Genomic DNA, 375 nt, shown 5'->3' on the forward strand with positions numbered 1-375 from the left:
GGTGTGCCTCACGCCGTGCTATGTATTCACACGGGTGTCCCGCCAGTCTCCCGGCGGTGGGTTCCCCCATTCGGATACCCCTGGATCAATGTGTACTTACCACTCCCCAGGGCATTTCGCTGTTCGTCGCGTCCTTCATCGGCTCCTAGTGCCAAGGCATCCACCGTACGCCCTTTCTACCTTGATCTAGCGTCTAAGACACACGGTCCTCACGGACCATATGTGAAAAATTGGTTTGATGTCTTGATGAATCTTCAGTTTTCAAGGAACAATCGAGGGACGAACCCTCAAAACTGAACGATGGGCAATGCCACAGGGGCATTTTCCTTAGAAAGGAGGTGATCCAGCCGCACCTTCCGATACGGCTACCTTGTT

At 53.3% G+C, this 375-nt stretch carries 1 rRNA gene; it reads right to left on the reverse strand.

From position 1 onward, the window contains the following. Positions 1 to 187 (reverse strand): 23S ribosomal RNA (locus tag KNP92_RS15750); the annotation flags it as partial. Between the last annotated feature and the right edge of the window lie 188 nt (positions 188 to 375).

Source organism: Exiguobacterium sp. s122 (assembly GCF_018618475.1).
Classification (GTDB): Bacteria; Bacillota; Bacilli; order Exiguobacteriales; family Exiguobacteriaceae; genus Exiguobacterium; species Exiguobacterium himgiriensis.